At 67.2% G+C, this 20,501-nt stretch carries 16 protein-coding genes and 3 pseudogenes; 8 read left to right on the top strand and 11 right to left on the bottom strand.

Features of this window, described 5'->3' with window-relative positions; translation table 11 throughout:
• The first annotated feature begins 338 nt into the window (after window positions 1-338).
• The 6 genes from FRZ33_RS06950 (at window position 339) to FRZ33_RS06925 (ending at window position 5,155) form a co-directional block, all read left to right on the top strand.
• The gene (locus tag FRZ33_RS06950) at window positions 339-1,484 is read left to right on the top strand and encodes an efflux transporter outer membrane subunit (RefSeq protein ID WP_227978201.1); all 1,146 of its coding nucleotides are present in this window, start codon (window positions 339-341) and stop codon (window positions 1,482-1,484) included.
• Window positions 1,485-1,763: 279 nt separating this feature from the next.
• Window positions 1,764-2,411, top strand: coding sequence for an HlyD family secretion protein (locus FRZ33_RS06945; RefSeq protein WP_227978199.1), 648 nt, complete (start codon window positions 1,764-1,766; stop codon window positions 2,409-2,411).
• On the top strand, window positions 2,411-2,815 hold the full coding sequence (locus FRZ33_RS06940) for an HlyD family secretion protein (RefSeq protein ID WP_146908669.1): 405 nt from the start codon (window positions 2,411-2,413) through the stop codon (window positions 2,813-2,815). Before FRZ33_RS06945 ends, FRZ33_RS06940 begins: the two co-directional genes overlap by 1 nt.
• Window positions 2,812-3,135 carry a DUF2955 domain-containing protein gene (locus FRZ33_RS06935; RefSeq protein WP_146908667.1) on the top strand — a complete coding sequence of 108 codons (324 nt, stop codon included), beginning with the start codon at window positions 2,812-2,814 and terminating at the stop codon, window positions 3,133-3,135. Before FRZ33_RS06940 ends, FRZ33_RS06935 begins: the two co-directional genes overlap by 4 nt.
• Window positions 3,087-3,848 (top strand): hypothetical protein, encoded by a 762-nt coding sequence (locus FRZ33_RS06930; RefSeq protein ID WP_146908665.1) that lies wholly within the window; start codon window positions 3,087-3,089, stop codon window positions 3,846-3,848. The genes FRZ33_RS06935 and FRZ33_RS06930 overlap by 49 nt, the downstream gene beginning before the upstream one ends.
• Window positions 3,845-5,155: a peptidase MATCAP family protein gene (locus tag FRZ33_RS06925; protein ID WP_146908663.1), complete on the top strand. Its 1,311-nt coding sequence runs from the start codon at window positions 3,845-3,847 to the stop codon at window positions 5,153-5,155. Before FRZ33_RS06930 ends, FRZ33_RS06925 begins: the two co-directional genes overlap by 4 nt.
• A 1-nt stretch (window position 5,156) precedes the next feature.
• Here FRZ33_RS06925 and ssb read toward each other — a convergent pair whose 3' ends face one another.
• Complete coding sequence (ssb, locus tag FRZ33_RS06920; protein WP_146908662.1) at window positions 5,157-5,678, bottom strand: single-stranded DNA-binding protein; 522 nt, start codon at window positions 5,676-5,678, stop codon at window positions 5,157-5,159.
• A gap of 132 nt (window positions 5,679-5,810) precedes the next feature.
• Here ssb and FRZ33_RS06915 point away from each other — a divergent pair, with 132 nt between their 5' ends.
• Window positions 5,811-6,809, top strand: coding sequence for a polyprenyl synthetase family protein (locus FRZ33_RS06915; protein ID WP_146908660.1), 999 nt, complete (start codon window positions 5,811-5,813; stop codon window positions 6,807-6,809).
• 117 nt (window positions 6,810-6,926) lie between these two features.
• Here the strand turns inward: FRZ33_RS06915 and FRZ33_RS06910 are convergent.
• From FRZ33_RS06910 to FRZ33_RS06880, 7 genes and pseudogenes are all read right to left on the bottom strand, one after another.
• A pseudogene (locus FRZ33_RS06910) lies at window positions 6,927-7,714 on the bottom strand (dienelactone hydrolase family protein).
• Between the two features lie 72 nt (window positions 7,715-7,786).
• Window positions 7,787-9,166, bottom strand: a complete 1,380-nt coding sequence (murD, locus tag FRZ33_RS06905; RefSeq protein ID WP_146908658.1) for a UDP-N-acetylmuramoyl-L-alanine--D-glutamate ligase — start codon at window positions 9,164-9,166, stop codon at window positions 7,787-7,789.
• Complete coding sequence (murL, locus tag FRZ33_RS06900; RefSeq protein ID WP_146908656.1) at window positions 9,147-10,502, bottom strand: UDP-N-acetyl-alpha-D-muramoyl-L-alanyl-L-glutamate epimerase; 1,356 nt, start codon at window positions 10,500-10,502, stop codon at window positions 9,147-9,149. The genes murD and murL overlap by 20 nt, the downstream gene beginning before the upstream one ends.
• A pseudogene (locus FRZ33_RS06895) lies at window positions 10,495-13,111 on the bottom strand (bifunctional aspartate kinase/diaminopimelate decarboxylase). The gene murL and the pseudogene FRZ33_RS06895 overlap by 8 nt, the downstream one beginning before the upstream one ends.
• A gap of 744 nt (window positions 13,112-13,855) precedes the next feature.
• Window positions 13,856-14,248, bottom strand: coding sequence for a nuclear transport factor 2 family protein (locus tag FRZ33_RS06890; protein ID WP_146908655.1), 393 nt, complete (start codon window positions 14,246-14,248; stop codon window positions 13,856-13,858).
• A gap of 92 nt (window positions 14,249-14,340) precedes the next feature.
• Complete coding sequence (locus FRZ33_RS06885; protein ID WP_146908653.1) at window positions 14,341-14,835, bottom strand: zinc ribbon domain-containing protein; 495 nt, start codon at window positions 14,833-14,835, stop codon at window positions 14,341-14,343.
• Window positions 14,836-15,381: 546 nt separating this feature from the next.
• Window positions 15,382-15,780 carry a hypothetical protein gene (locus FRZ33_RS06880; protein WP_146908651.1) on the bottom strand — a complete coding sequence of 133 codons (399 nt, stop codon included), beginning with the start codon at window positions 15,778-15,780 and terminating at the stop codon, window positions 15,382-15,384.
• A 1,919-nt stretch (window positions 15,781-17,699) separates the two neighbouring features.
• Here FRZ33_RS06880 and FRZ33_RS06875 point away from each other — a divergent pair.
• Window positions 17,700-18,576 (top strand): annotated as a pseudogene (locus tag FRZ33_RS06875) (PhzF family phenazine biosynthesis protein).
• 4 nt (window positions 18,577-18,580) lie between these two features.
• Here FRZ33_RS06875 and FRZ33_RS06870 read toward each other — a convergent pair.
• The 3 genes from FRZ33_RS06870 to FRZ33_RS06860 all read right to left on the bottom strand — a co-directional run bounded on the left by FRZ33_RS06870 (window position 18,581) and on the right by FRZ33_RS06860 (window position 20,429).
• Window positions 18,581-19,225, bottom strand: a complete 645-nt coding sequence (locus tag FRZ33_RS06870) for a glycine zipper 2TM domain-containing protein (protein WP_146908649.1) — start codon at window positions 19,223-19,225, stop codon at window positions 18,581-18,583.
• Window positions 19,226-19,291: 66 nt separating this feature from the next.
• Window positions 19,292-20,008 (bottom strand): alpha/beta hydrolase, encoded by a 717-nt coding sequence (locus tag FRZ33_RS06865; RefSeq protein ID WP_146908648.1) that lies wholly within the window; start codon window positions 20,006-20,008, stop codon window positions 19,292-19,294.
• Window positions 20,001-20,429 carry an OsmC family protein gene (locus FRZ33_RS06860; protein ID WP_146908646.1) on the bottom strand — a complete coding sequence of 143 codons (429 nt, stop codon included), beginning with the start codon at window positions 20,427-20,429 and terminating at the stop codon, window positions 20,001-20,003. The genes FRZ33_RS06865 and FRZ33_RS06860 overlap by 8 nt, the downstream gene beginning before the upstream one ends.
• Between the last annotated feature and the right edge of the window lie 72 nt (window positions 20,430-20,501).

Raw genomic sequence — 20,501 nt, 5'->3', positions numbered from 1 at the left:
CGGCAGGATACCAGACGCCCCCTTGGCGACGGGTCCCGCGGTCCTGCCAGCCGACCGTCAGGGTGGCCGATGGCCCAACTTGACCACTGCGGACGCGGCAAGCAGCATGGGCCGGGGTTTCCGCACGGAAGCGACAAAGGGAGTGTCGGCGTGAGCCAACGCGTTCGAGTCCGCCAGCGTCGGTCGCCCAGCGCCTTCGTCCTGCTCTTCGCCGCCTGTCTCAGCAGCGGCTGCACGCTCGGCCCGGACTACCACCGGCCCACCGTGGACGTCCCCGGGGACTACCACCGCGCCGTGCCCCCGGCTTCGAAAAAGGATCCGGCCCGAGCCTGGCCGAAATGCCGGCCTGGTGGCAGGGATTCGGCGACCCCGAGCTCAATGCCCTGGTGGCCGAGGGCCTGGCCGCCAACCACGACCTGGACATCGCCACCGCCCGCGTGGACGAATTCGCCGCACGCGTGGCCAGTTCGCGCGCCCAGGGCCTGCCCCAGGTCGGCTACGGTGCCGAAGCCGGGCGCCAGCGCACGCCGCCGGGCAACACCAACGACAACTATTCGGCGCTGCTCTCGGCCAGTTGGGAACTCGACCTCTGGGGCCGCATCCGCCGCGAGAACGAAGCCGCACGAGCCAACCTGCTGGCGACCGAGCAGGCACGCCTGGGCGTGGCCCTGACCGTGGTGTCGGCCGTCGTCACCAGCTACGTCACCCTGCTTGACCTCGACAGCCGGCTGGCGATCGCCAATGCGACCTTGCGCGGCCGCCAGGAAAGCGTGGACGTGTTCCAGATGCGGCTCGACGGCGGCGTGGTGTCCGAGTTCGAGATGATGCAGGTGACGGCCGAATACGAATCCGCCGCCAGCGCCATTCCCGCGCTCGAGCAGGCCATCGCGCTGCAGGAGAACGCCCTCTCGGTGCTGATCGGCCGCAACCCCGGGCCGATCGCGCGTGGCGGCAAGCTGCAGACGCTGGTGCTGCCGGCGATCCCGGCCGGCCTGCCTTCGGAACTGATCGCGCGGCGTCCCGACATACTGCAGGCCGAACAGCAGCTGGTGTCGGCGAACGCACTGGTCGGCGCGGCGAAGGCACTGTATTACCCCTCGATTTCGCTGACCGGCGCCGGCGGCAGCGTCAGCACCGAACTCGACGACCTGTTCTCCGGCCCCACCGGCGTCTGGTCCTTCGCAGGGCAGCTGCTGGGCCCGATCTTCGCCGGTGGCGCCATCGACGCCGCCAATGAGCAGGCCGAGGCGCGCCGGGAGCAGGCGCTGTCGGCTTACCGCAAGGCGATCCAGGACGGGTTCCGCGACGTCGAGGACGCCCTGGCGTCGATCCAGTCCAGCGCCGGGCTGGTCGCCTCGCTCACGCGCCGCGTGGATGCGCTCAAGCACGCGGTCTACCTGGCGCGCGAACGTTACGACAACGGCTATTCCGACTACCCGTGCTGGACACCGAACGCAGCCTGTTTTCCGCCGAACTGTCGCTGAGCGAGGCGCAGGGCGACGGCTACCGGTCGCTGGTGGACCTGTACCGCGCACTGGGCGGCGACTGGATCGACCAGGTCGCGCCGCTGCCGGGTGCGCCGATCGCACAGAACGAAGAAGTCATCCCGGTCACCGACGACCCCCGCCCCAGTGACGCAAGCCAACGAGTAGACCGATGCCTACCGAGCCGCGATCCGAACAAGCCGACGCCACGCCCCCGGGCCCGCGCCGAATGCCCCCGCCCCCGCCGCTGCGGCGTCGAAGGGGCAACTCAACAAGATCGTGCGCTACTCGCTGATCACGCTGGTGGTGCTGTTCGTCTATCACCTGTTCGCCGACCGCATCACGCCCTACAGCTCGCAGGCCACCATAGACACCTTCCTGGTGCAGATCGCCCCGGAAGTGGCCGGACCGGTCAGGGCCGTGGGCGTGCAGGACAACCACGCGGTCAAGAAAGGCCAGATGCTGTTCCAGATCGACCCGGCACCGTTCAAGATCTCGCTGCAGTCGGCCGAGGCCAACCTGGCCCTGGCCCTGCAGAATGCCGGTTCGTCCGAGGCCGACATCCGCGTCGCCGATGCCCAGCTCAAGCGCCAGCAGATCGAACTGGCGACCAACCGCGAACTGGGCACGATCATCCTGGACCTGGCGGAAAAGAAGGCGCTGTCCCAGACCCAGGCGATCCGCGCCCGCTCCGAGATCGAGAAGACCGAAGCCGACATCATCCGTTCCATCGCCGAGGCCGAGCGCGCGCGCATCCGGCTGGGCGAAACCGGTGAGAACAACGCCCAGGTCCGCCAGGCCGCAGCCGCGGTCGAACAGGCCAAACTCGACCTCAAGCGCAGCACCGTGCGCGCACCGGCCAACGGCGTGGTCACCAACCACTGCGCCTGGCGCCCGGCCAGTTCGCCAACAAGGGTTCGCCGGTGATGAGCTTCATCTCCGATGGCCCGCGCTGGGTGACCGTGGCGATGCGCGAGAACCAGCTCGGCAACATCGCGCCCGGCAACCGCGCCTTCGTCGTGTTCGACGACCGTCCGGGCGAGGTCTTCCCCGCCCGGGTGCAGAGCGTGGGCTGGGGCGTTTCCCAGGGCGACGAGGTGCCGAACGGGCAATTGCCGCAGGTCACGGCGCCGGCAGGCTGGCTGCGCGAGCCGCAGCGTTTCCAGGTCCGCATCATGGTGGACCCACCGGAGGATCCGGAGGAAATCTTCCCGCCCGGCCGCAGCGGCGCCCAGGCCAACGTGGTGGTGCTGACGCGCGAGACCTCGATCATGAATCCGATCGCGCGCCTGTACATCCGCATCGTCGCGATCCTGAGCTACCTGCGATGACCGGAACCGCCGCAGGCGTCGGCACCGCTGCGCAGGACGTCGCGCAGCTGCATGCCACGCTGCGGTTCGCCACGGCGGTGGCGGTCGCCTTCGTGCTGGGCGAATTTGCACAGTGGACGCCGCCGTTCATGGCGGCGGTGCTGGTTTCGGCGGTCCTGGGCAACCTGCCGATGCGGCCGCCGCTGAAGCTGGGGGTGGTCCTGGTGCTGGTCATGGCGGTGGCGGCCTCGTATGCCTTCCTCATCGCCGTGTACCTGCGTGGTACCCCCTGGTGCTGTTCGGTCTCATCGGCCTGTCGATGTTCCTGGCTTTCTACATGATGCTGATCGGCAAGCCGCGGCTGCCGGCCATCCTGGCATTGATCTGCCTGGGAACGATCCCGGTGGTGGCGATGGTGGTGCCGGCGTACGCGGGTTTACTACCGCGCGGCCTGATCCTGGGCATCACCCTGGCGATGCTGATGATCTTTGCCGCCTATGCCATCTGGCCCACGCCGCCGCCCGCCCGCGAGGTTCCGCCGGACCCCGGCCCCGGGGAGGCATCGGCCCTGAGGGTGGCCTTGCTGTCGGTCGCGGCGATCCTTCCGGTGATGCTGGTGTACCTGCTGTTCGGCCTGACCGACGTGATGCCGGTATTGATCGGCACGATCCTGCTGGTGAGCACCTTCGATGTGAACTCCACGCGCCAGCAGGCTGTGGCCCGGGTACTCGCCAATTTTTTCGGCGGCCTGTTGGGCATGCTGATCCATACCGTGTTGTGGACGACGCCCACGCTGCCCTTCCTCGGCGCCTTGCTGTTCGTGGTCCTGCTGGGCTTCGGGAAATTCATCTTTTCCGGCAGCCCTTCGGCACCGATCGCTGTGATCGCCTGCAATGCCATGCTGATCATTCTCGGCTCGGCGCTGCTGACCGGCACGGGTTCGCTGTCGCTTTTCCTGACGCGGGTGTTCCTGTTCTCGCTGGCCGGCGCGTTCGCGGTGGGCGTGATGAGCCTGCTGTGGCATTGGTTCATGCCGAAGAGAAGCGCGTCATGAGCGTGACTGGCGACCCCAGGTCGGACCCGCATCTGGCGGCGCTGCTCGAATGCGACAAGGCACTCGTCTCGATCGGCCGACGCATCCGCGTGCTCAAGGCGATCGACTGGCCTTCGGAACTGGAAGACCGATTCCTCGACGGCTGGCGGCGCGGGCAACCCGAACTGCCGTCACCGCCGACGCGGCCCAAACACATGCCCAAGGCCGCGGCCGCGCTGGACGCGCTGATGCAGCGCATAGACCGCGGCCACCCGATCGGCAACTGGCTGTTCAAGTCGGCGTGGAGCTACCTCGTGGCCACGCGCATGCTGGCCGGCATCGGCACGGCCGACTTCACCCGCCAGTCGTCGCTGCTCTACGGTCGCCCGGACGTGTGCTACCGCTCGCAGGATGTGAGCAATGCCGACAGCGCCGAACAGATCCTGGCCATCACCGACGAAATGATCGACCACCGCCGGCTGGCCCCGGTGGTCGCCGACATCCCGGCCGAGGAGTTCGCCCGCCGCCTGCGCGAGCGCATCGGCAACATGTTCCGGGCCGACGACGTGCAGGTGGTGCTGGACCCGGACATGTCGTCCAAGGCGACCGCCGGCAGCAAGCGCATCAGCCTGCGCGCGAGCGCGCTGTTCACAGAACGCGACCTCGACCAGCTGCTGGAACACGAGGCCTACATCCACACCCTGACCGCACTCAACGGCCGGCACCAGCCCTGGTTCAAGACCCTCGGGATCGGCACGCCGCGCACCACCCGCACCCAGGAAGGCCTGGCGACCTTCTCGGAAATCATCACCGGCGCGATCGACATCTCGCGGCTGCGCCGCATCGCGCTGCGCGTGGTGATGGTGAAGAAGGCGCTGGAAGGCGCCGACTTCATCGACGTGTTCCGCGGTTTCCTCGACGCCGGCCAGACCGAGGTCGAGAGTTACCGCAGCGCCGCGCGGGTGTTCCGCGGCGGCGACGTGCGTGGCGGCGTCTGCTTCACCAAGGACGGCGCCTACCTGGAAGGCGTCATGCTGGTCCACGTGTTCTTCCGCAAGGCGCTTCAGGAAGGCCGCGTGGACCTGCTGCCGATGCTGTTCTGCGGCCGCCTGACCGTGGCCGACGTGGTGACGCTGGCACCCTTCCGCGACAGCGGCCTGATCGCCTCGGCGCACTACCTGCCGCCCTGGGCCCGCGACCCGCAGCGGGTGCTGGCGACGATGGCGTTTTCGGTCGCGGCCCAGCGCCTGCAGCTCGACCATCTCGACCTGCAGCGCTTCGTGGACTACGAGGACGAACTGATCGCCGCGGCCGAACAGAATCCCTGAATCAGAACGGGATGTCGTCGTCCGGGAACGGGTCGTCGTTGCGCGACGGGGGCTGGGAGGAGCCGCCGCCACGCGAGGAACCGTAGTCGCCGCCGCCACGCGACGGACCGCCGCGATCGCCGCCGCCAGCCGCACGGGCCGGGCGCTCGGAACGTTCGCCGCCGCCACGCTGGCCGCCGCCCTCGCCCGGGTTGCCGCCCAGCATCTGCATCTCGTTGGCGATGATGTCGGTGGCGTATTTTTCGACGCCGGACTTGTCGGTGTACTTCTCGGTGCGCAGGGAGCCTTCGATGTAGACCTGGCGGCCCTTCTTCAGGTACTCGCCGGCGATCTCGGCCAGGCGGCCGAAGAACTTGACCCGGTGCCACTCGGTGCGTTCCTGCTGTTCGCCGTTCTTGTCCTTCCAGGCCTCGGTGGTGGCGACCGAGATGGTGGTGATGGCGCTGCCGGACTGGCTGTAGCGCACCTCGGGGTCGTTGCCGAGGTTGCCGACCAGGATCACCTTGTTGATACCGCGGGCCATGGCTTTCCTGCCTTCTGATGGGTTGCTTGAGATAGGGGGCATTATGCCAGCCTTGCCGCCCCCGGGCGTCGGACCGCGCCCCCGCGGGGGTCCGTAATCCGCCAGACCCGGGCGGGCCCTTATAATCGCCGCATGTCCGCCCTTCCCCACTCTGCCGCCCTGCCCGGCATCGCCGCCATCCAGGCCCTGGCCGCCGGCGAGATGGCCGCCGTGAACACGCTGATCCGCAGCCGGCTGGCCTCGGACGTGACGCTGATCAACCAGATCTCCGAGCACATCATCGCCGCCGGCGGCAAGCGCCTGCGGCCGATGCTGGTGGTGCTGGCGGCGCGGGCGCTGGGCCACGGGGGCAAGGACGCGCACCAGTTGGCGGCGATCATCGAGTTCATCCACACCTCGACGCTGTTGCACGACGATGTGGTGGACGAATCGGACCTGCGCCGCGGCCGCAAGACCGCGAATGCGCTGTGGGGCAATGCGCCCAGCGTGCTGGTGGGCGATTTCCTGTATTCGCGCAGTTTCCAGTTGATGGTGGAGCTGGATTCGATGCCGGTGATGACGGTGCTGGCCGACACCACCAATCTGATCGCCGAGGGTGAGGTGCTGCAGCTGTTGCATGTGCACAACCCGGATACCGACGAGGCGGCGTATCTGCGGGTGATCGAGCGGAAGACGGCGGTGTTGTTCGCGGCCGCGACGCGGTTGGGTGCGATGCAGGCCGGGGCTTCGGCCGAGGTGCAGCAGCGGTTGCATGATTTCGGGATGAATCTGGGGCTGGCGTTCCAGATCGCCGACGACGTGCTGGACTACACGGCCGATGCCGCGGACCTGGGCAAGAACCTGGGCGATGACCTGGCCGAAGGCAAGGCCACGCTGCCGTTGATCCATGCGATGGCGCACAGCAGTGATGCGGTGCGTCAGCGCCTGCGGGAGATCGTTGAAGCCGGTGATGCGTCGGCGATGCCCGAGGTGCTGGCTGCGATCGGGCAGACTGGCGGCATCGGGTACAGCCAGCAGCGTGCGGCGCATTACGCGGCCCTTGCGGAACAGGCGCTCGATGGGCTGCCGGACAACGAGTGGCTGCAGGCGCTGCGTGGCCTGGCGCACTACTCCGTCGCCCGCAATCACTGATCGGCAGATCCTCCCGTCGTTCCAGATGGCGAAGCCGGGATCGTTCCTGGCGACAGAATGCTCAATGAAAAGGCCCGCCGAAGCGGGCCTTTTCGTGCTGCAGAACAGCGGATCGAATCAATCCCCGAACCGCTCGTCGAAAAAGTCTTCCATCATCGCGTAGCTGCGCCGGGCCGCCCGCTCGTCGTACTTGCAGCCCGCCAGCTTGATGCCGTCCTCGTTGCGCTCGGTGAAACAGTGCTGCGCCCCGCCGAAATCCACCGACTGCCAGTCGGCGCCGGCCTCGCGCATCTCCTTCTCGAAGCCGCGGCGCTGCTCGGGCGAAACGAAATAGTCGTCGGCGCCGTTCAGCGCCAGCACCGCCGTCTTGATCTCCCCGGCTTCGGCGGGCTGCTTGCTGTCGAGGCTGCCGTGGAAAGCGACCACGCCACCCACGTTGGCACCACTGCGGGCAAGTTCAAGCACGATGCCGCCGCCGAAGCAGAAACCGATGCCGCCGATGTGCTCGACGTCCAGCGGCGTTTTGGCCGCCGAGGCTTCGAGTACGGTGAGCGCGCGCGGTTGATGCGGGCGCGCAGCACGTCGGTGTCGGCATACACCGCACCCGCCGCCTTGCCCGCCTCCGCGGGATTCGCCGGCCGCACGCCGCGGCCGTACATGTCCACCAGCAGGATCACGTAGTCGTCGCCGGCCAGCCTCTTGGCCTTTTCGATCGCCTCGTCGTTGACGCCGTACCAGTTCGGCACCATCAGCAGGCCCGGGCGCTTCTCACTTTCGCCCTTGTCGTAAACCAGATAACCGTCGAAGTCGGTGCCGCCGTGGTTCCAGCTGATGGGTTCGGCCACCGGCTTGGCGGCGGCGGACAGGCTGAGGCTGAAGAGCGCGAGGGCGATCAGGGAACGCATGGCGGTGTCCTCCGGAGGGGGTGTCGGGATTCTAGGCCCGGGCCGCCCGGCCCACGCAAATGCCGCGTGAACTCAGGCCACGCCCAGGCCGGGGATGGCGCTGATCTGGTCGGGGTCGAAGCCCGCGGCGCGGGCGAAATGCCGGCCGCGGTCCACGTAGTCCTTGTAGCGCGGGAAACTGGGCGCGCCCGGCGACAGCAGCAGCACGCCGTTCTGGCCCAGGGCCTGCAGGCCGAGTTTGACCGCTTCCTCCATCTCGCCGGCTTCGGCCAGGATGAATCGCTCGCCCAGCGACAGCGGCTTGAGCTTCTCGTACACACGCGGACCGTTCTGGCCCATCGTGATCACCGCGGTCACCGGCTCGGCCGCCAGGCGCTCGGCGAAGATGCCCCAGTCCAGGCCGCGGTCGTAACCGCCGACCAGGATGGCCACGCGCCGGCCGCGATAACAGTCCAGTGCGGCGATGCTGGCGTGCGGCGTGGTGGAAATCGAATCGTTCACCGATTCGATGCCCTGGCGCGTGCCCAGCGACTGCAGGCGGTGCGGCAGCGGGCGGAACGTCGCGGCGGCCGGCGCGAGTTTCGCGGCGTCCAGGCCCATGGCCTCGATCGCGGCCAGCGCCGCGCACAGGTTCAGGCGGTTGTGGCGGCCGGGCAGCGGCAGGTGTTTTGCGTCCAGCACGGCGCGTTCGCCGCGGTAGATGGTGCTGTCGCGCAGGTGCCAGCCATCGGCGTGGTTGAACCACAGCACGCGGGTCACCGGCGGCACATCGAGTTCGGCCAGGTGCGCGTCGGCGGCGTTGAGCACGGCGATGCGCGGCGCGCCGCGGGTCACCAGGGCCAGCTTGTCCTGGTAGTAGCGGGTTTCGTTGCCGTGCCAGTCCAGGTGTTCGGGGAACAGGTTCAGCACCACGGCCACGTCGACGTTTTCCGCCTCGCCGGTCTGGTAGCTGGACAGTTCGATCGCCCAGGCTTCCGGCGGCGGCTGCACGTCCAGCAGTTCCAGCAGCGGCAGTCCGATGTTGCCGGCCAGCGCGGTGCGCTTGCCGGCGGCGCGCAGCAGGTGCGCGATCATCGCCGTGGTGGTGGACTTGCCCTTGGTGCCGGTGACGGCGATGCGCTTGCCGGTGGGCGGCTCGGCGAACCACAGGCCGCTGGCGCCGACGTAGCGCACGCCGGCCAGCGCCGCGTCGGCGGCCGGCGAGGTGTAGGGGCTGATGCCCGGCGACTTGATCACGATCTCGTGCGCGGCCAGCAGTTCGGCATTGACCGAGGTTTCGATGCGCAGTGCCGGATCCTGCATCTCGCGCAGCGGCTCGGCCTCGTCGTGCGAACAGAACACGGTGATCGGCTGGCTGGGCAGGCGCCAGCGCAGCGCGGCCAGCGCGGACCGGCCCTCACGGCCGTAACCCCAGATCGCGACCTTCTTGCCCTCAAGCTCCGAAATGCGCACGCAGCGGTCCCCACAGCCCGGCTGGAATGCCGTGATCATCCGAGGCTTCGAGCAGCGGCGCCAGCCCCCGGTCTTCCGGCGTCAGCTGCGGCCGGATTTCGCGGATATACCGTTTGACCAGGGCGTCCTCGCGCCAGGCCGGGCTGTCGGCCAGGGCGTCCATGGCGGCGCGCGACTCGCGGCCCTCGCCCACGCACTCGAAGGGCTTGTGGTCGCGGTATTCCAGCAGGGCATCGAAGCCCGGCGCCTGTTCCGGCTCGTCCAGCAGGTTGCGGCCGAAGATGCCCATCAGGCGCGGCTTGGGCATGAACGGCGCCAGGGCCAGGAACACGAAATGGCACTTGGGGCAGACGCCGCACCAGCGCTGCGCCGGGCGCTCGCCCAGCAGGTGGAAATTGCGGTTGCAGCTGGAGAAATGCTGGTCGTAGCGGTCGAGCCGGGCGAACTGCCGCGCCACCGCCAGTTCCGAGAACGGCCGCAGCAGCGAGTAGTACTGCAGGTCGGCGGCGACGTGCGAACGCAGGTGCGCGGCGAAGGTCTGTTCGAAATCCCAGCCCTTGGACCACTGGTGGTTCACTTCGCCCGTGCCGGGAATCAGGCTGCCGTAGCTGGCCGAACGTTCGTTCGAGAAAACGACCTGGTCGCTCCCCTGCAGCAGCGCCGCCAGCGCCAGGATGGCGGAATTCACCGCCGTCACCGGGATGTGGCCGTTCAGCGCGCCCTGCTTGTTGTATTCGAACAGCAGCGGCGACAGCGTGCGGGTGAGGTTGAGCGTGGGCAGGCCGGTGCGTTCGGCGCAGGCCTTGATCAGCGGCGAGCTGCCGACCCAGGTGACGGTCTGGGCCACGTCGAGCGCGCGCAGGGCTTCGATGGACACCAGTGAGTCCTTGCCGCCGCCGATGGCAACCAGAGCATGTGTCGCCAGCCCCACGCTCGCCGCGGCCGGAGTCGCAGCCGATGCCACCGGGAACACGATCTTCCCGCGCAGCGACAACCCGTTCCGGTACGCGAACTCACCCAGGCCGTTCTCGTAGATCGAGGTCACCAGCGCGGCGGTGGCGGCATCGATGCCCTCGCCCTCGATGCGGATCTCGGGCGGCACCGCCGCCTTGTAGTAGCTGACGCCGGCGATCAGGTGCAGCAGGCGCAGCGCACGCTGCACGGCGGCAGCACGGGCCGCATCCAGCGCGAACGGCGCGCCGGGAAAGCGCACGGTCTCCACCAGCTCCGGGCCCTCGTCGAAGGCGTAAGCCAGGCGCGCCTCGCCGGTGGCGGCATCGAAGCCGCAGTCGAGAAAACGGAAGGCGCGGATGGCGCCGCGGTCGAAGTCAGTCATCGATCACGTCCTCCTGCGGCAGTTCGCGCAGGTTGTAGCGGTTGGCCATCACCGCGCCGTAGGCGCCGGCATGGCCGACCAGCAGCACGTCGCCCTCGGCCGTGCTGTCGGGCAGGCGGCGCTGGCGGCCGATCACGTCGCTGGTCTCGCAGATCGGGCCGACCACTTCCGCCGGTTCGCCCGGCGCATCGGCCAGGCGCGTCAGGTTCACGATCTCGTGCCAGGCGTTGTAGAGCGCCGGGCGCATCAGCGCGTTCATGCCGCCGTCGGCGCCGATGCGGCGCTGGCCCTGCTTGCGCGCGACCTGGGTGACGCGCAGCAGCAGCGCACCGGCTTCGGCCACCAGGTAGCGGCCCGGCTCCACCCACAGCGCGTACTGCGGGTAGGTGGCCTTCACCTCGGCCAGCGCGGTGGCATAGGCGTTGATGTCGAAGGGATCGGCGTCCGGGTCGTAGGCCACGCCAAGGCCGCCGCCGACGTCAATGAAGCCGATGGTGCCGATGTCCTCGGCCAGCGCGGCCAGCTGTGCGTACACCGTGTGCCAGTGCTGGGCGTCGTGGATGCCGCTGCCGATGTGCGCGTGCAGGCCGCAGATGCGCGCGCCGGACGCGCGCACCGCGTCCAGGAAGTCGGGCAGCGCTTCGGCCGCGAGGCCGAACTTCGCGCCCTTGCCGCCGGTGCGCACCTTCTCGTGGTGGCCCTGGCCGAAGCCCGGGTCCACGCGCAGCACGATTTCGCGGCCCTTGAACAATTCCGGCCACTGGCGCAGCGGCACCGGGCTGTCGATGGTGACGAAGACGCCCTTGCCCAGCGCCGTGGCGTATTCACCGCGCGGCGCGAAGCTGGGCGTGAACAGCACGCGGTCCGGCGCCAGCTTCGGAAGCACGCGGAACAGGTGTTCGATCTCGCCTTGGGACACACATTCGAAACCGAAACCCTCGGCCTCCAGCACCTGCAGCACCCGCGGATGCGGATTGGCCTTGAGCGCGAAAAACGCCGGTCCACGGCGGCGATGCCGGCCAGTTCGCGGGCGCGCTCGCGCACCGTCGGCAGGTGGTAGACGTAACGCGGGGTTTCGGTACGGGCCGAATGCAACAGCCGCTCGCGGGCGGCGTGCCACCAGGGCAGCGGGCGGCCGGCGGCCGGCTGGCCGATGCGGCGCCAGCTGGGGCCGAACACCGCCGCCTCTGTCACCGGCATCGCCCCCGACTGCGCCAGCAGCGCGTGCAGGCCCGGCAGCATGCCTTCGGCCAGGCCCTCGTCCACCACGAAGGTGAGGTTGAGGTCGTTGGACGACTGCGAGATCAGGTGCACGCGCTCGCGGCCGAACTCGGCCCAGACGTCCGACAGCTTGTGCAGCAGCGAACGCATGCCGCGGCCGACCAAAGTGATCGCCGCGCAGGGCGCGATCACCTTGACCCGGCACACCTGCGCCAGGTCCGCGCACAGCGCATCGAGCACGTTGGTGTTCACAAGGTTGTCGCTGGGGTCCAGCGACACGGTGACGTTGGCCTCGGACGAACCGATCAGGTCGATGGACAGGCCGTGCGCCTTGAACCGTTCGAACACGTCGGACAGGAAGCCGACCTGCTGCCACATGCCGATGGTTTCCATGGACACCAGCACGATGCCGCGGCGCGAACTGATCGCCTTGACGCCCGGCAGCGTGTGCGCTGAGGAATCAATGACGGTGCCGGCCATGTCCGGTCGCTCGGTATCGCGGATCCAGATCGGCACCCGCGCCTCGCGGCAGGGGTGGATGCAGCGCGGGTGCAGCACCTTGGCGCCGGTGGTGGCGATTTCCTGCGCCTCTTCGTAGTCCAGGCGCGTCAGCAGGCGCGCATCGGGCACGGCGCGCGGGTTGGCGCTGAACATGCCGGGCACGTCGGTCCAGATCTCGACCCGGCGCGCGCCGATCAGGGCGCCGAAATACGCCGCGGACGTGTCGGAACCGCCGCGCCCGAGGATCGCCGTGCCGCCATCGGGCGCGCGGGCGATGAACCCTGGGCGATGCGCAGCGCCGGGCCGTCGGCATCAAAACGCGCGCGCAGGCCGGCGTCGCCGGTGTAGTCGCAGGACGCCGACAGGCGCTTGCTCCATTCGTTCTGGTTGGGCATCGGCCGCGCCTGGATCCAGTCGCGCGAATCGGTCCAGCCCACGTCCAGGCCCTGGGTCTGCAGATAGGCGACGCCGAGCGTGGACGACAGCAGTTCGCCCTGGGCCAGCACTTCGGCCTGCCAGGACAGCTCACCCGCGGCGGCGCGCTCATCGTCGCCGAGCGCGATCAGCGCCGCCAGGCGTTCGGTCAGCACGCCGCTGCCGACGCCAAGTTCCTCGGCGAAGTCCTCGTGTCGGTGCACCAGCGCGGCGATGCGCGCATGGGTGCCGGCGACGTCGGCATGGCCGTCGCAGATCGCCTGCAGTTCGTTGGTGACACCTGACAGTGCCGAGACCACCACCAGCACGCGGGCACCCTCTTCGTCCGCGCGCCGTTTCATCAGCCGGCCGATCGTGTCCCAACGGTGGCGTCGGGACACCGAAGTGCCTCCGAACTTGAGGACGATCCAATCCGGTGCGTCGGCACCGGCGGCAGGCGCGGCTGGGCTCATGGGGTCCATCTGGGTGGTGGCAGGGGTGCCGCGGCGGCGGGGCCGGCGCGGCTCCGGGGAGTTTAAACGATGGGTGGGGCGGGCGGCGGGCCGGGGGCGGGGTCTGGAGGGGGCCGGCCTGGGGTTGGCATGTGGACGACTCCTGATGGGTTGGATCAGGGTGTCCACCAAAGCTTAGGAAGCGCCGCGTCGACTTGAATGATCGGTTAGCCGCCGCCACCAGATGCGGAGCGGCCAACGCCTTGAGTTTAGCCGCGCCGAAGGCGTCGGCCTGAATGATCAATCAGGTGCCTAACCGCGCCCGAGGATGAGCGCAAAAGAGCACCGCCAGTGACGGAGCCAACCAGCCAAGCACCGCAAATGTGGCTACCGACACGCCAAGAATGCCATTGACGGCAAAATACTGGGAGAAGTGCGCGGGACCATCAGAAAGTGTCCGAAGGGACACGAGCAAGCAAATGAGCAAGCCAACCGACAGGACAATGACGGCGGCGCGCACAGATGGCTTGGGGCCGAGGGCGTTTGTGCACGAGACGAAGGCAACTGGAGCTAGCGCCAGGCAGCCCAAGGCGCCGGCATTCCAGCCATGCCCTGCGCCGGACAACAAAGCGCCGGCAAGGAGCGTAAGCACTGCTGTTAAAGTCGCTGCCGCAATTCGCATAGGCACCTAACGCCTGAGCTATGCGGCCACATCAATCGCAAAACGATTGATGTGGCCGCTTGAGCGAGTGGTTAGGCCGGATTCTAGCCCTGCATTGGCCGCAAATGGACGGCAGTGTCCGTGTACTGGTGGAAGGAAATCGCCCTTCCTTCCGAGAATTTCCAGACGTGCGCAAACGGAGCGCTGAAGTTTTTGCCAGTAGCTTTGTATGTGCCGCTGTACTCACCGAGAGCCACGACTGTGGAGCCTTGCTCAACGAACTCACTCGGAACAGCCGCAAAGCCGTCCCACTCGCCCCCGATCTTCATAAAGACATTCTCAAGCACAGCGTTCGCGCCGACCGAAACACCTCCATAAGGACCACCCGCAGCTTCGGTCCAATGAACGTTCTCAGCGAGAACCCCAAGCACACCAGGAATGTTCCCGACAGCAAACGCCGCATACACGCCGCGAACCACATCAAGATTGCTGCTCATTGAACTCTCCAGTTGAGATGGTGGATACATGCCGGCCTAACGCCCCAGTTGAGCCGCGCCGAAGGCGGCGGCTTGAATGAATGGTTAGACGTTTACAGCGGAACCAAGTCTGTGATTCTGCAACTTGTGGAGGAAGCTTGGCTGTGTATGAAGCCCATACTGAAATCCTTTATCTGGATCGACTGACCTGCTGGAACGATTTCGTAGATGATTTCTGAGTTGCTGTCGATTTTGGTACCGCTATTTGACGAGTGAGTACAATCAATCTCTACGTCTTTGACAGAAGCGGCGCCCCCGTTCTTGATTGTGGCGCTCATAACCATGACGCTTCCGAAACCATCCTTTTTCCAGGCAACGTCCACTAGTTCCATGCTTGCTAGTGCCGTGCGCTTGGGATCTGGCGTGGAAACCGAGCTGGAGTTGCCGCTTGCGAGCCACCAAATTGCCGCAATGGCAATTCCGAAACCAAGAAGTACCTGCCCACCTGAAAGATAGTTAGCTTCCTTATTGGGGTGGCCACACTTTGGGCAGGCCGAGGCCTGTTTAGACATTTCCGAGTTACATGCTTTGCACTTGATCAACGCCACATGATTCTCCCCAAGAGCGTCTAACGCCCTAGTTAAGCCGCGCCGAAGGCGTCGGCTTGAATGATTAGTTAGGCCAGTGTTGGGAGCCGCCTGGCACGCAAGAGCCTTCGAATCAAAACAAGGCCGAGAATACACGCAGCTAGCAAGACCAACCCATGGAAGAGAGCAGGCCAGTGAAACGAATAGCCTGAGGCCAAACGAACAGTTTGTTTAAAGACAATGGAGCCGGACACTACAACCAGACCTATTGTCCCAGCTGCGCCAACTATAGCCGCAAGCCCCAATGTCCTTGGGTACTGGGCTGGAACTAGCGCTGGAATCCAGAGTGGAGATGCCACGATGAACCCAACCACTAACCAATACACTGCTGAAAATGTATTGAATGCCTCCGGCTCAACGGCGAGAGAAAACTCTATGCCGAAGAAAGCGACATGGCATGCCCAGACCGTCCCCAGAAGGATGAGTGCAAGACGGGCGGCACGGTCGGTCATAGCGGGCCTAACGCCTGAGTTAAGCCGCGCCGAAGGCGTCGGCTTGAATGATTAGTTAGCGCTCAGCCGGCTTGACCAGCGCAGAGGGAGTGAATCCACCGGATGGCACAAATGCGGTCCATTTGTCCGTCAAGGTTTCGCCGGCAAACGTGAACACCTGCATGTGATACCCGATACCCCCGCGCTCTATCGCAACTGCCCAACCATCCGATTCACTACAGGCGCCAAAGAAACGAGCACGAGGAGTCGAATCAATGATTATGTCCGTCGAATTGAACGGACCGCCCTGAGGAGAAATCTCCCCGTCGACCGCCTCGACTAAATGCGCGCGGATCTCTGACGGAACGTCCGACCATGCAATCTCAGGAGTGCACTTCCTGTCAGAGGCGACGCTCGGCGCAACAACCAGAAGCTGGAATAGGGTGATGCCTAGGATCGCGACGATCTTGAACATGAGTGCTAACGCCTAAGTTAAGCCGCCGCCGGCCCAAGAAGCATGACTTGTGACGCGTCCATCCCCGGCGGTCGGCTTGAATGAATGGTTAGGCCGGACGCTAAGCCACGGACTGGCGCCTTGCAAGTGGGGGCTGGCCGAGCTGGACGGGCCCGCGGAGCGAGAGGCCGTAACGGCCAGCGATTGCCCGCCCTGGAATGCTGGTCCTCAAGCGCGACCGATCCGGGCGGCATGAGCAGCACGGGCGTGAACCCACAAACGCGGGCGGCGTGAACTGCCACCAGCGCAGCCGAAGCCCAGAAACGACAACGGCCCGCGCACGGGCCGAAGTAGAAGAAGCGGATGAAGGCCTAACGCCCTGGTTAAGCCGCGCCGAAGGCGTCGGCTTGAATGATTGGTTAGGCCGGGCTCCCGCGCCCAAGCCACTGGTAGATTGCCACGCCGCCTACCGCCAACGCCACCAACGCAGGCAACACCAACGCCGCGGCAGACCCGCCGTAGTTGAGATACGTGTGGTTGATGAATATTGCCGGTGCCGCTACCGCCACAGCGGACATAAGGAGGACAACACGAGTCCCCGTGATGCCATAAGTAGGGCCGAGCACGTGAACAGTAAAGCCATCTGCAGATAGACCCAGCGACGATAGACCTCTCCGTCCGAAGCCAAGAGAACCACGTGGAGCATCGCCGCGAGGCCTAGCAAAAGTGACAAACCGACAGTGGCGACGCGAAATGCTTTCACCGGCCTAACGCCCTAGTTAAGCCGCGCCGAAGGCGTCGGCTTGAATGATGAGTTAGGCGCCGTCAGCTTTGTAGGCGCCGCAGGTTGGACAGCTTTGCTGAGACTCGAGCCAGGAAAGCCAGGAGGAGCTGTGCTTGCTACTCACCGCTTGCCAAAACCATGGTGCGTCGCAGCTTCCGCAGCGTATCGCGATACAGGAGAACGCGAGACCAAGCAGGCCGAGTGCTGAGCCGCCAAGCACGAGCAGCGCAAAAGTGCCGGCAGCAAGTGAGTCAATTTGCCACATGCCAGACGCCATCAATATCGCTGCACCGACGAGACACGCATACATCGTTCGCATCTTCCAGATTTGCCCTGATCTTTTTAGAAGTGCGTTCTCTAGCTTCATTGAGGCCTAACGCCTAGTAGGCCTCAAAAGTGAGGCATATGACCGTATGGTTGGCTTCACAATCGCCTCTGGTCAATAGGCAAGGGTTTGATTTGCCAATTGATTGGCGGCATTCGTTCCAATGACGGAACAGTCGCATTCCGTGTTTATCGAGCGGAAACGAGGCATATCCATTTATTGGAGCAGAAATGAGGCATATCCCGATGGCGGGACCAGCCCGGAAAGCCCGGCAACTCAGGCCTTGCCGGACGCCGTCTGCAAGCGCTGGCCGGCGAGAGATTCAGTCTTCATCACCTGGGCCGGGGATCTCGACCCGTCAGGCTCTGCATATTGGAGCGCCGGGCACCTGAGCTCGGAGCGTCAGGCTCTCCATGCTGAAGCGCCGAGCTCTGAGCCCGGAACGTCGAGCTCTCCATGCTGGGGCGCCGAGCTCTGAACCCGGAACGTCGAGCTCTCCATGCTGACGCGCCGAGCTCTGAGCCTGGAACGTCGAGCTCTCCATGCTGAAGCGCCGAGCTCTGAGCCTGGAACGTCGAGCTCTCCATGCTGACGCGCCGAGCTTCGAGCCCGGAACGTCGAGTTCTCCATGCTGGAGCGCCGAGCTCTGAGGCCGGAGCCCCGAGTCCAGAACTCGGACGGCCGAGTCCCACGCTCGACCCGCGAGGCTCAAAGCCCGGCGCACCACCCCGCGCCTGATGCCGCTGGGTTATCAGCACCCAACCCCTGGTCCACCGATCCCCCGCGCCCGGCTGATATTCTCGCCCCTCCCCACCGGGCAGGACGCCCCCGATGCCGCGCAGCTTCGTACAACTCGACGTCTTCGCCGCCAAACCCGGCGACGGCAACCCCTGGCCGTGGTGCTGGACGCCGCCGGCCTCGACGACGACGCCATGCAGGCCATCGCGCGCTGGACGCGCCTGCCGGAAACCACCTTCGTGCTGCCGCCGTCCGTTCCGAGGCCAGCTACCGCCTGCGCATCTTCAGCCCGCGCCGCGAGGTGCCGTTCGCCGGCCACCCCAGCATCGGCAGCGCCCATGCCGTGCTGGAAGCCGGCCTGGCGACGCCGCGGGAGGGTCTGCTGATCCAGGAATGCGCGGTCGGCCTGCTGCCGATCGAAGTGCGGGGCGAAGGCCGCAATCGCCGGCTGGCGGTGCGCGCGCCGCGGGCGCGGGTGCTGGAGATCGGCCAGCCCGACGACCGGCGCCTCGGTGCCGCGCTCAAGGGTTATGTGCCGGGCGCCCTGCCGCCGGTGCTGATGGACGGCGGCCGCCGCTGGTGGCTGGCCGAACTGGTGGACGAAGCCTCGGTGCGCAGCCTGGTGCCGCGCTGGGAGGCGGTGTCGGCGCTGGCGCGCGGGCATGACGCGATGGGGCTGTGCGTGTTCGCGCGCTGCACCGGCCGCGATTACGATCTGGTGGTGCGGGCCCTGGTCGGCCTGCCGGCCCAGGTCGAGGACGCCGCTTCCGGCGCCGCCAACGCCACGCTGGCCGCCTACCTGCACGACCGGAACGCCCTGCCCCACGCCGACGGCCGCTACGTGGTCAGCCAGGGCCGGGAAGTCGGGCACGACGCGCGGCTGGAGCTGCGCGTGGATGCCGACGGCGAAGTCTGGTCCGGCGGCCAGGTGCAGACCGTGGTGCGCGGCACGCTGGACTGGCCGGGCTAGAAGCTCAGCCTTCCGGCGTCACCTGCACGCGCACGCGGATCTGGTCGCCCGGGTGGTAGTCGGTGGTCGTCTGGTACTGGCGCCCGGCGTATTCGTAGTTGACCACGTAACCGGACACGACCTCGTCGCCCGGACCGTCGGCGACGATGCGGCAGCGCCGCACTTCCTGCGTGCGGTAGGCGACGTTGTGCTGGTTGCTGCGCTCGATGCCGTTGCCGATGGCGCCGCCGATCACCGCGCCGGCAACCGTGGCGACGGCCTTGTCGTTGTCGTCATGGTAGTAGCGGCGGCCATACCGGCCACGATGGTAGTGGCGGTCGTCGTCAGCCACGGCGTTGCCGATCAGGCCGCCGATTATCGCGCCGATCACCGCACCGCCGCCGCTGGTGCGCCGTGGCGGCGGGTTCTGCGCATAGGTCACCGGCTCGGTCCAGCATTCTTCGCGTTGCCGCGGAGCGCCGCGTTGCACGATCGGTTCGACGCTGAGTACGCGCGCCACGTCGTAGGCGGGGCCCTGGTCGCCGGCGTAGGGCGTGTCGCGACTGTAGGCGTCGTCGTAAGCCCGGGGGTCGTAGTAGTCGTTGGCGTTCGCGCTGCCGGCCGCGACGAACAGGGCCAGGGCGAGTGAGCTGGCGGCAAGGGCTTTCATGGCGGACTCCTGGCACCGGACGGGTGCAGGTGGATGCTCGGCCGCTGGCGCCGAACTGCGGCTGAATCAGCCCACGGCGCCGGCTTCATTCAGCCATTCGACAGCCAGCCCGGCCGCCTGTGCCGCCTGGCGTCCCAGCAGGGGCGCGACGTGGCCGCCCGGCAGCGGCTGCAGGCGGGCGCCGAGTGTCGCCGCCAGCGTGGCGCTGGTTCCGGGCGGGACGTCGGTATCGTCCGAGGACGCCATCACCAGCACCGGACAGTCGGGCGCTGGCAGCGGCCAGCCGGCCCGGGCCTGGCGCAGGGCCAGGCCGGATTCGTCGCGCCAGCGCCGGAAGGCGTGCAGCGCCGCCAGGTCGTCGCTTTCCGGCAGGGCGCGGCGGGTGCCGGCCAGCGAGGCGGTGCGCCCCCAGGGCACGATGTCGGGAACCGGTGCGGCATCCGGCAGGCCTGAGGGCGGCATCGCATTGACCAGCACGAGCGCCTGGGCCGCGTCGGCGCAGGCCAGGGCCAGCAGGCCGCCCAGGCTGGCGCCGACCAGGCAGACCGGAACGGCGGGGTCGTCGCGCCGCACCGCCGCCATCCAGCCGCGCACCTGGGCGCGATAGTCGTCCAGTGTCATCGCGGCCAGCCCCTGCGGGCCGGCCACCAGGTCGGGGGCGATCACTTCGAAACCCCGGGCTGCGAACACCCGCGCCCACACGCCCCACTCCCAGCCGCCGCCGCCCGCGCCATGCACGAAGACGGCGGCGCGCGTCGGCCCGGGCCAGTCCGCTTCAGACAAGCTTGGCGTCCATCGTCACCGGGATGCCGAGGGCGCGGGAGATCACGCAGTTTTCCTTGGCATTGGCGGCGATGTCGGCAAAACCGGCGGCGTCGATGCCAGGGACGCTGGCCGTCACCGTCAGGTGCACGCCCACCGCGTGCGGTCCCGGCGAGGTTTCCATCAGCACCTCGGCCTTGGTGTCGATGCGGCTGGCGGTGAAGCCGGCGTTCTGCAGGATGAAGCTCAGGGCCATCGAATAACAGCCGGCGTGCGCGGCGGCGAGCAGTTCCTCGGGGTTGCTGCCCTTCTCGTCGCCGAAGCGGGTGTTGAAGGAGTAGCGGGTGCCTTCGAACAGGCCGCTCTGCGGCGTGCTCATGCGGCCCTGGCCGGATTTGAGGTCGCCCTCCCAGTGGGCGGTAGCGTGGCGCTTGAATCCCATGGCGATGCTCCGGTGGCTGACCGCGACCGCGGTCGGGACACAAAGTGTACGCCGCACGGGTACCATGACGGG

The sequence above is a fragment of the Arenimonas daejeonensis genome (assembly GCF_007993735.1).
GTDB classification, from domain to species: domain Bacteria; phylum Pseudomonadota; class Gammaproteobacteria; order Xanthomonadales; family Xanthomonadaceae; genus Arenimonas; species Arenimonas daejeonensis.
Note: the sequence above shows the minus strand (reverse complement) of the source record. Positions and strands in the feature narration are given on the sequence as shown.

What these genes read in the sequence shown, in the direction of transcription:
- FRZ33_RS06860 (WP_146908646.1), bottom strand. Translation starts at nt 20,429, where the DNA reads ATGGGATTCAAGCGCCACGCTACCGCCCACTGGGAGGGCGACCTCAAA.
- FRZ33_RS06940 (WP_146908669.1), top strand. Translation starts at nt 2,411, where the DNA reads ATGAGCTTCATCTCCGATGGCCCGCGCTGGGTGACCGTGGCGATGCGC.
- FRZ33_RS06935 (WP_146908667.1), top strand. Translation starts at nt 2,812, where the DNA reads ATGACCGGAACCGCCGCAGGCGTCGGCACCGCTGCGCAGGACGTCGCG.
- FRZ33_RS06950 (WP_227978201.1), top strand. Translation starts at nt 339, where the DNA reads ATGCCGGCCTGGTGGCAGGGATTCGGCGACCCCGAGCTCAATGCCCTG.
- FRZ33_RS06870 (WP_146908649.1), bottom strand. Translation starts at nt 19,225, where the DNA reads ATGAAAGCCCTTGCCGCCAGCTCACTCGCCCTGGCCCTGTTCGTCGCG.
- ssb (WP_146908662.1), bottom strand. Translation starts at nt 5,678, where the DNA reads ATGGCCCGCGGTATCAACAAGGTGATCCTGGTCGGCAACCTCGGCAAC.
- murL (WP_146908656.1), bottom strand. Translation starts at nt 10,502, where the DNA reads ATGACTGACTTCGACCGCGGCGCCATCCGCGCCTTCCGTTTTCTCGAC.
- FRZ33_RS06880 (WP_146908651.1), bottom strand. Translation starts at nt 15,780, where the DNA reads ATGTTCAAGATCGTCGCGATCCTAGGCATCACCCTATTCCAGCTTCTG.
- FRZ33_RS06890 (WP_146908655.1), bottom strand. Translation starts at nt 14,248, where the DNA reads ATGAGCAGCAATCTTGATGTGGTTCGCGGCGTGTATGCGGCGTTTGCT.
- FRZ33_RS06925 (WP_146908663.1), top strand. Translation starts at nt 3,845, where the DNA reads ATGAGCGTGACTGGCGACCCCAGGTCGGACCCGCATCTGGCGGCGCTG.
- FRZ33_RS06915 (WP_146908660.1), top strand. Translation starts at nt 5,811, where the DNA reads ATGTCCGCCCTTCCCCACTCTGCCGCCCTGCCCGGCATCGCCGCCATC.